Origin of the sequence: Phenylobacterium sp., from assembly GCF_031425575.1 — a bacterium.
In the GTDB taxonomy this organism is placed as follows: Bacteria; Pseudomonadota; Alphaproteobacteria; order Caulobacterales; family Caulobacteraceae; genus Phenylobacterium.
On record NZ_JANPJP010000361.1, the window covers coordinates 1 to 7525 of the forward strand.

A 7525-nucleotide genomic window follows, 5' to 3' on the forward strand; every position below is an offset into this window, starting at 1 on the left:
CAGGGCGGGGTTGAGCTTGGCGATGCTCACATGGCCCATGGTCCAGTTGCCGAACCTGCGCTCGGAGATTTCCTCATAGGTCAGCAGGCGCACCTGTTGGTGGCGGTCGTCCCGCACGATGGCGTTGAACAGTTCGCAGACTTCGTCCCGGCCGCCCTCGATCACCTGGATGAACAGGTTCTCCGACACGCAGAGCAGGCCGGTTATCCCGAGCGCGGGGTTGTTCTTGCGCGACTGCTCCAGGATCAGGTCCAGACCCGGACCCTGAAGAGCGGCCGACGGGCGGCTGGCGTACAGGCAGCGAACGAGCATCCTCAGCTCCGGTGCTTCAGCAGCGAGAGGAACTCGCTGCGCAGGTTGTGGTCCTTCAGGAAGGAGCCGCGCATGACGCTGTTGATCATCATGGTCTCGTTGTCCTTCACGCCACGCCAGTGCATGCAGAAGTGATCGGCCTGCATCACCACGGCTAGGCCGTCGGGCCGCACCTTCTCCATCAGCAGGTCGGCCATCTGGGTGATGGCCTCCTCCTGGATCTGGGGGCGTGACATCACCCACTCGGCCAGGCGGGAATATTTCGACAGGCCGATCAGGTTGGAGTGCTCGTTGGGCATCAGCCCCACCCACAGCTTGCCCATGATCGGGCAGAAATGGTGGCTGCAGGCGCTGCGGATGGTGATCGGGCCCACGATCATCAGCTCGTTCAGGGCCTCGGCGTTGGGAAACTCGGTGACCGGCGGCGCCGGGGCGTAGCGCCCGCGAAACACCTCGGTCAGGTACATCTTGGCCACCCGCTTGGCGGTTTCCTGGGTGTTGTGATCGCTCTGGGTGTCGATCACCAGGCTGTCGAGCACGCCCTTGAACTTCCCCTCCACCTCGGCCAGCAGCGCCTCAAGCTCCCCAGGCTCCAGGAAGGCCGAGATGTTGTCATTGGCGTGGAAGCGCTTCTTGGAGGCCTTCAGCCGGGCGCGGATCTTCGCGGAAACCGGCTGCGCGTCGCGCGCGTCGTCTGGAGGCGTCTTGGTCACCGGGTCTCCACTCCTGAACTCTGGCGCGCGCGCGCGGCCTCTGGCGAGGCCTGCGTTCCGACGCCCCATCGATACGATGGCCAAGCTGTTCCAGATGCAAGCGCCGCCGCAGGACTATCGGGGGCCGTTTTTGCGACTTCGGGGCAAGCGCCCGAGTTCTGTGGGCTGTTGATCCGCCAAACGGCTGGAGGAAGACGGGGGCTGGTCAGCCGGCTTGACCGTTCGGCTCTTCTTCGCGCCCGAGGAGCGCCAGACCTGCTTCGCCTTTTGTTCGCAAGGCCTTTTGATCTGCGAGGCCTGCAAAGCGCCAGGGCAGCGTCTCGCCGGCATGAAATGGGACGAACGCCTCCGACGCATCGATGAGTTTCGCGGGCACATCCACCGATCGCCGTTCGAGAACGATCTGATCGCTATTCGGTGCAAGGCCGTAGAAGGCCGGTCCGTACTCAGATGCAAACCCCTCAAGGCGATGTAGAGCCCCTTCCTCTTCAAAGGTCATGGCGTAACTCTCGATCGCAAACGGGGCGTTGAAGATGCCGGCGCAACCACATGCCGATTCCTTCTGCATGACCGAATGCGGCGCAGAGTCGGTGCCCAGGAAGAACTTCGGTGATCCCGACGTCGCCGCGCGCCGAAGCGCGAGACGGTGCGACTCGCGCTTCGCCACGGGCAGGCAATAGTGATGCGGTCGGATGCCGCCCTCAAACATCGCATTGCGGTTCATTCGAAGGTGATGGGGTGTGATCGTGGCCGCAAGACTTGGCCCGCCGCCGATGACAAACGAGACCGCGTCAGCCGTTGTGATGTGCTCGAAAACCGTCTTGAGCCCTGGGAAGGCGACGTTGATTTTGGAGAAAACCCGCTCGATGAAGACAGCTTCGCGATCGAAGATGTCGACGGTCGGGTCTGTGACTTCACCGTGAATCAGAAGGGGCATGCCGATGCGCTGCATGCGCTCCAGGACGGGAAACACTTTGTAGATATCGGTGACCCCGTGTTGCGCGTTCGTTGTGGCGTGCGCCGGATAGAGCTTACAAGCGGCGAACACCTTTCTGGCGAAGCCTCGGGCTATTTCGCCGGGGTCGGCCTCATCTGTGAGGTAGCAGACCATCAGCGGGTCGAACCTCAAGGCGGGATCGACAGCCCGCTTGATCCGCTCGCGATAGGCTTCAGCCGCTGCAACGGTTGAGATCGGTGGAACGAGATTTGGCATGACGATGGCACGCCGGAACTGCCGCGCCGTATAGGTCGCGACAGCCGACAGCACATCGCCGTCGCGCAGATGGACATGCCAATCGTCCGGTCGCCTCAGGACGAGGCGGTCATGCTGGGACGGCAGGGTCATGGACGGTGCATCAATCAAAAATGTCGAAGATGTCGCGCCGCTTCTTCTTGCGATAGCCGTCGTCGTCGCGGTCGTATCGGCCTGGGTTCTCCGAACGGTATTCACTGGGCGCCGGTCGCTGATACCCGGGCGCAGATGGCGCCGGACGCCCTGGCGCCTCCCCGGAGGTTATGAGTTTCTCCAGTTCGCCGCGGTCTAGCCAGACGCCACGACAGGTGGGGCACATGTCGAATTCGACCCCGTCGCGGTTAACGGTCGTCATCGCGGCGTTGTCGTTGGGGCACAGTAGCAGCGGCATAGCTTGATCTCCCAAGAAGAGGCGTCAGCGCCGCTGACCAAGAAAAGCCAGCAGAAACTGGAACAGGTTCACGAAGTCGAGGTAGAGGCTCAGCGCCCCAAAGCTTGTCGCGGAGCCCAGCGCGGCCTTGTCGCCACCGAGCTGGTAGTAGGTCAACTTCAGGCGTTGGGTGTCATGGGCGGTCAGACCGGCGAAAATCAGCACACCTATGCCGCTGATCATCAGCATCAACAGCGATGACTGTAGCACGAGGTTGACCAGACTGGCGATGAGCAGACCAACGACGCCCATGATCAGGAAAGCGCCGATGCCGGTCAGGTCACGCTTCGTGGTGTAGCCATAGAGGCTCAGCGCGCCAAAGGCCGTGGCGGTGACCAGAAAGGTCGAGGCCAGGCTCTGACCTGTGTACCGCAAGGCCAGCGCGCCGAACGATGCGCCGATCAGCGCCACCACCGTCCAGTAGAGGGCGCTGGCGGTCCTCGCAGAGGCGTTCCGCATCAGGAATGCCGAGCCCAGCAGGACCATGAGCGGCGCGAACACGAGGATCGTTCCCGCCAGGGTGTAGCCCGAGAGACGCCCGTCCGAGACGACGAACAGGGCGTCTCGCGCCGGCGCCCAGGCCGAGGTGGTCCAGGCCAGGCCCGCCGAGACCAGAAGGCCAAGGGCCATCTTGTTGTAGACGCCCAGCATGAACCCCCGAAGCCCGGCGTCGATCGCCATGTTGGGCCGGGTAAGGGCCTGGTCCAGGGTCGGATTCAACTTTTCCATGGGAAGCTCCCTTCAAGGGTTAGGATTAAGCCGCGGGTGGGGTTGCTGCAGCGACCCCCGGGCGGGTCCGCCAGAGCGACCAGCCGATTCCGCTGGCGAGGATGGCGAAAGTGACGCCCAGGGACACCGCGGCCGGAAACTTCTCCCACCCCAGCAGATCGGCGACGAAGATCTTCGAGCCGATGAAGATCAGCAGCACAGCCAGCGCCTGCTTCAGATAGGCGAAGCGATGGATGATGGCGGCGAGGGCGAAATACAGCGCCCGCAGGCCAAGGATCGCGAAGATGTTGGAGGTGTAGATGATGTAGGGGTCCGTGGTGATGGCGAAGATCGCCGGGACCGAGTCGACCGCGAAGATCACGTCTGCGATCTCGATAAGCAGCAAGGCCATGAACACCGGGGTCACATGGGTCGCCAGCCGGCCAGTCTTCTGATCTGGCAGCCTGACGAAGAAGCGTTCTCCGTGCAGCTCGTCGGTCACTCGCAAACGGCGTCTCATCAACCGCAGAAGAGGGTTGTCGGCAAGGTTGTGCGACTTGTCGGCCATGGCGAGCATCTTGATGCCCGTGAAAATCAAGAAGGCCGCGAAGACATAGAGGAGCCAGGAGAACTCCGCGACGAGCGCGGCGCCGCCGGCGATCATGATGGCGCGAAGAATAATGACGCCAAGGATGCCCCAGAACAGCACCCGGTGCTGATACTTCTGGGGGATGGCGAAGTATCCGAAAATCATGGCGATGACGAAGACGTTGTCCATCGCCAGGCTCTTCTCGACCACAAACCCGGTCAGATACTCGATGCCGGACTGGGCGCCGAGGGTGAACCAGACCCATCCCCCGAAACCAACGCCCAGGGTGAGATAGCCGAGCGACATCAGCAGGCTTTCGCGGACGCCAATCTCGCGATGCTTTCGGTGCAAGACGCCGAGATCGAGCACCAGCAGCACGACGACGAGGCCGAGGAAGCTCGCCCACATCCAGATCGGCTTTGATAGAAAGTCCTGAGTTAGAAAGTCCATGAAGGCTCCGGTAAGCGTCGGTGATCAGACGCGAATGTCGAACGTGTGCGGGCTCACGCGACGCAAGGTCGTGTGGTCACTGACGGTGTTGGCAGGCTCGACCGGACGCTCGGTCGAAACACTGCGATGACCTGCGGCCTGACCGACGGTCTGGGTCAGCTGGGCGGCCATGGCGGCAGTCCAGTAAGGTATGGCGGGAGGTCCGATCCTCATGGCTGACGACCTTGATCCGCCACGATCTCGAACGTGGCAGGCTCTAGATCCAGCAGGTCGCAGAGCCGCAGGACGACATCGCGCTCTTCGGCGTCGAAGCCCCCGTCAGCCTCGGCGACCGCGCAGGCGGTCTCAACCAGCAACCGCGACGGGCCTGGTCGACCCGCGAGACGTCGCACGGCTGCCTCGGCCGCTGCGACGCCATCGTCGAGATCCCGATCAAAGCGTTCGTTGAGGCTCTCGAAGCCTAGCAGGACCTCCTGAACGCCAAACACGGCGACAGCCGGCGATCTGCGCATGCGTTCGACCGTGCGCTGGCGTTCGTCTGGTGTGACCCAGCCATCAGCCTGCGCCACGAGGGCGCAGGCCGCGATGAGCGCGTCCATTTCGATCTCGTCACCTGGAGTCCAGACGTCGGTCGCCGAGATGGCGGGGGGAGTTCGATGTTTTTGGGTGGTCAATGTCATGGGCGCCTCCTGAGCGGTCCAGAGTCTTGATGGATAGCTGGCTAGCGTCTGCGCGACCTGACCGGCTGAAGGGCGAGGGCGCGGCCCCACATCGTGGGGCGCAGCGTGGGCTGTCCGCTGTACCGCCAAAGCCCGGCGCCCTTAGGCTTGTCCTGCCGGGAAACGCGAACGGCGCGGCGGTTGCGCCTGACCCTGGGAGACGTGAGCGCGGCCTGCACCAGCAGCCGCAGGCGACGCAGCCGCGCAAGTATGATGGACAACATGGAGCCACTCCTTCTCGAGGAGGGCGCACTCGACGCTAAGGCGCCTTTGTTCGAAGGGGGAGAGAGCAGTAGGACCCCGTCATCGAGCGCACCCGATGCGATCCGACATCACGATCAGGATGATCGTCAGAGGGGCCCGGGCCGCATAAACAGGATGCCGAACCCGGCTCCATATCGCCAATGAGAATGCGCGATGAAGCCCATAAGGTTCGCTTATGGCCGTGGAATCGAGCGCCAGCGCCGACGCGGCCTTCGCCTGGGCGGGATCAGGGTCCCGTCGCGCCTCGTTCCAGGGTGCGCAGGACTTCCTGGGCCAACAGCTTTGCGGGGCCCTCGGTCGCGCCGCGCGCGGTGACCAGGGCGATCTCGCTGTCAGCGAGCTTGGGGAGCGGTTCGCCGAGGACGATGAGCTCGCGCGGCGCCATGGCCAGCGGAAGCACGCCGACACCCAGGCCCGCCCGCAGGGCCGCCATCTGGCCCGCGAGGCTGGGGGAGGTGAAGGCGGCGCGGAAGGGAATATCGGCCTCCTGCAAGGCTGCCAGGGCTCGCTTGCGGTAGATGTCCGGCGCGGGGGCGATGATCAACGGCAGGGGTTTGGTCTCAAGAATCGCGGCGTCCTGCGCCACCCACACCAGCGGCTCGCGCCAGACGCGAACCCCGAGCTCCGGGCCAACGGGTTCTCGCTTGATGAGCGCCAGATCCAGCAGGCCGCGCGACAGTTGGTCCAGAAGGTTCGCCGTGTAGTCCGCCGTCACCGCGAGCGTGATCCTCGGATGACTGCGCGCGAAGCCGCCCAGGATGGCGGGAAGGTGCAGCGTGGCGATGTCCTCGGGCGCGCCGAACCGCACTTCGCCTTCGAGGTCGCCCTCGCCGAGGCTCGCGACGATCTCGTCATTCACGCGGAGCAACCGGCGCGCCTGCGGCAGCAGGACCGCGCCTTCCAGGGTCAGGCTGATGGACTTGCCGGTCCGGTCGAGGAGAGGCGCGCGGAGTTGGTCTTCCAGACGCCGGATCTGCAGGCTGACGGCCGGTTGGGTCCGTCCCAACAGCGCAGCGGCCCGGGTGAAGCTGGCGGTCTCCACCACGGCGACGAAGGCGCGCAGCAGCTCCAGGTCGAGGTTCACCAGTCGGTTTGGCATTTCATAACCATTCGTTATGTCGACCATGACTGAAATAAACTGGAGTGAGGTCAAGGTCGAGGCCAAAGAGCGCGCGCCCCAACTCCCGAATGGTGACCCATGCTCGAAACCCTACCCGGCCTCGCGTTGCTGACGACCCCGGCGGTTCTGTTCTTCCTGCTCGGCGCCGGCGCGGCCTTCGCACGATCAGACCTCGCCGTGCCGGAACCCGTGGCCAAGTCGGTGGCGCTCTATCTGATGCTGTGCATCGGGTTCAAAGGCGGGGCGGAGGCCAGGACGGCCGGCCTGGACGGCGACTTCCTGGTGGCGGCCGGCCTCGGCGTCGCGCTCAGTGCGCTGCTGCCGCTCGTCGCCTACGTCGTCCTCAAGAAAATCTCACGTCTCGACCATGCGACGATCTGCGCCCATGCGGCGACCTACGGCTCGGTCTCGGTCGTCACCTTCGCGGCGGGAGAGGCCTACCTGGCCGCACAAGGCCTGGCGCCGGGGCGTTACATGGCCGCGGTCCTCGCCCTTATGGAAGCGCCCGCCATCCTGACGGCGCTGCTGCTGCTGAATCGCTCCGCCGCGGGGCCTTCGGGTCGCCCGGGCGGCGCCTTGGGGCAGGTGGGCGTCATGAGGGAAGTCGTGTTCGGCGCCGCCACCGTCATGCTGCTTGGCAGCTTCATGGTGGGGCTGGTTTCGGGACCGCCAGGCCTGGCCAAGCTCGATGTCTTTGTCGGCCCGCTGTTCCAAGGGGCCCTTTGCTTCTTCCTGCTCGATACGGGCCTGGTCGCGGCCCGCAGCTTGATGGCCGGTGGTCGGAAACTGACGCCCCCCCTCCTGGGCTTCGCCATAGGGTTTCCGATGCTCTCCGCGGTTTCGTGCCTGTTCATCGCCCGATGGGCCGGCCTTGATGTGGGCGACGGGGCGCTTCTGGCGATCCTGGCCGGATCGGCCTCCTACATCGCCGTACCCGCCGCGATGCGGCTCGCGGCGCCGCAGGCGGA

General features: G+C 64.6%; 10 protein-coding genes. 1 reads left to right on the forward strand and 9 read right to left on the reverse strand.

What is annotated here, in order from left to right:
• The 9 genes from RMO97_RS20385 to RMO97_RS20425 form a co-directional block, all read right to left on the reverse strand.
• A partial coding sequence (locus RMO97_RS20385) for a BLUF domain-containing protein (protein ID WP_310542836.1) occupies positions 1 to 312 on the reverse strand: 312 nt, incomplete at its 3' end.
• A 2-nt stretch (positions 313 to 314) separates the two neighbouring features.
• A complete protein-coding gene (gene folE, locus RMO97_RS20390; RefSeq protein ID WP_310542837.1) occupies positions 315 to 1025 on the reverse strand; it encodes a GTP cyclohydrolase I in 711 nt (236 codons plus the stop codon).
• A gap of 205 nt (positions 1026 to 1230) precedes the next feature.
• Complete coding sequence (gene pyrC, locus RMO97_RS20395) at positions 1231 to 2370, reverse strand: dihydroorotase (RefSeq protein WP_310542838.1); 1140 nt, start codon at positions 2368 to 2370, stop codon at positions 1231 to 1233.
• A 10-nt stretch (positions 2371 to 2380) separates the two neighbouring features.
• Positions 2381 to 2668 (reverse strand): zf-TFIIB domain-containing protein, encoded by a 288-nt coding sequence (locus RMO97_RS20400; RefSeq protein WP_304774637.1) that lies wholly within the window; start codon positions 2666 to 2668, stop codon positions 2381 to 2383.
• A gap of 24 nt (positions 2669 to 2692) precedes the next feature.
• Positions 2693 to 3436, reverse strand: coding sequence for a Bax inhibitor-1/YccA family protein (locus RMO97_RS20405; RefSeq protein ID WP_310542839.1), 744 nt, complete (start codon positions 3434 to 3436; stop codon positions 2693 to 2695).
• A gap of 25 nt (positions 3437 to 3461) precedes the next feature.
• Positions 3462 to 4454, reverse strand: a complete 993-nt coding sequence (locus RMO97_RS20410) for a TerC family protein (RefSeq protein WP_310542840.1) — start codon at positions 4452 to 4454, stop codon at positions 3462 to 3464.
• A gap of 24 nt (positions 4455 to 4478) precedes the next feature.
• Positions 4479 to 4625, reverse strand: coding sequence for a hypothetical protein (locus tag RMO97_RS20415; RefSeq protein WP_309643972.1), 147 nt, complete (start codon positions 4623 to 4625; stop codon positions 4479 to 4481).
• A gap of 38 nt (positions 4626 to 4663) precedes the next feature.
• Complete coding sequence (locus tag RMO97_RS20420; protein WP_310542841.1) at positions 4664 to 5134, reverse strand: TerB family tellurite resistance protein; 471 nt, start codon at positions 5132 to 5134, stop codon at positions 4664 to 4666.
• A gap of 529 nt (positions 5135 to 5663) precedes the next feature.
• Positions 5664 to 6536: a LysR substrate-binding domain-containing protein gene (locus tag RMO97_RS20425; RefSeq protein ID WP_310542842.1), complete on the reverse strand. Its 873-nt coding sequence runs from the start codon at positions 6534 to 6536 to the stop codon at positions 5664 to 5666.
• A gap of 99 nt (positions 6537 to 6635) precedes the next feature.
• On the opposite strand from RMO97_RS20425, the gene RMO97_RS20430 reads away from it, so the two are divergent.
• Positions 6636 to 7525: sodium-dependent bicarbonate transport family permease (locus RMO97_RS20430; protein ID WP_310542843.1), on the forward strand; the 890-nt coding region annotated here is incomplete at its 3' end.